Source organism: Paraburkholderia sp. GAS348 (assembly GCF_050434205.1).
Classification (GTDB): domain Bacteria; phylum Pseudomonadota; class Gammaproteobacteria; order Burkholderiales; family Burkholderiaceae; genus Paraburkholderia.
Genome location: NZ_JBNPVT010000073.1, coordinates 1 through 1,274 on the forward strand (window position 1 = coordinate 1; position 1,274 = coordinate 1,274).

A 1,274-nucleotide genomic window follows, 5' to 3' on the forward strand; every position below is an offset into this window, starting at 1 on the left:
ATCACCTTCAGCAGGACGAAGCTGACCACACCGCTGTAGATCAGCGTCGTCAGCACGCCCTTGGCTTGCAGGATGACACTGCCGTCCGCGCCGCCGATGTCCTTGACCGCGAACACGCCGGTCAGCAGCGCACCCACGATACCGCCGATGCAGTGCACGCCGAACGCGTCGAGCGAGTCGTCGTAACCGAGTTTGTGCTTGAGCCACGTTGCCGACCAGTAGCAGATCACGCCTGCCGCGATACCGATCACCAGCGAACCCGTCATACCGACGAAGCCCGAAGCCGGCGTAATCGCCACCAGACCTGCCACAGCACCCGACACGATACCGAGCACCGACGGCTTACCCTTGGTTGCCCATTCGGCGAACATCCATGCGAGTGCTGCTGCCGCGGTTGCCACCTGCGTGGCGAACATGGCGAAACCGGCACGGCCGTCTGCCGCCACTGCCGAACCCGCGTTGAAGCCGAACCAGCCTACCCACAGCATCGCGCCACCGATCAGCGTGAGCGTCAGGTTGTGCGGCGCCATCGATTCCTTGCCGTAGCCGACGCGCTTGCCCAGCACCAGCGCGCAGACCAGCGCCGCGATACCGGCGTTGATGTGCACCACCGTGCCGCCCGCGAAGTCGAGGATGCCCGCGGCAGCCAGCCAGCCGGTCGGTTCCCAGACCATGTGCGCGATCGGCGAGTAGACGATGATCGACCACAGCGTCATGAACACCAGCATCGCCGAGAACTTCATGCGATCGGCAAACGCGCCCGTGATCAGTGCCGGGGTAATGATCGCGAACGTCATCTGATAGACGCAGTAGACCGTTTCCGGGATCGTCGGGGCGAGATGGCTGACGGTCAGCGTCGTCGCCTTGTCGCCATGGATGTAGTTCATGCCCGCCATGAAGAAGCGTGACAAGCCGCCGATGAACGAGCCGCCCGGCGTGAAGGCGAGGCTGTAGCCCACCACGACCCAGATGATCGACACAAGGCAGGTGATCGCGAAGCTCTGCATCAGGATCGCGAGCACGCTCTTCTTGCGGACCATGCCGCCGTAGAACAGCGCCAGACCCGGGATCGTCATGAACAGCACGAGCGCGGTGGAGGTCAGCATCCAGGCGGTGTCGCCCGAATTGATCTTCGACGAATCGACCGAGAACGGCGCGGTCGGGGCTGCCGGTGCGGCGGCAGCGGATGCGGCCGATGCATCAGGTGCGGCTGCGGCGCTGACAGCCGGTGCGGCGGACGCTTCAGCGGCCGGTGCCGAAGCGGCGGCGGCTGC

1 protein-coding gene is annotated in these 1,274 nt (G+C 65.1%); it reads right to left on the reverse strand.

Going from position 1 to position 1,274, the window contains the following annotated elements; translation table 11 throughout:
• Positions 1-1,274 (reverse strand): ammonium transporter (locus P3T22_RS33255; protein WP_429327288.1); only part of this gene is annotated, 1,274 nt, incomplete at both ends.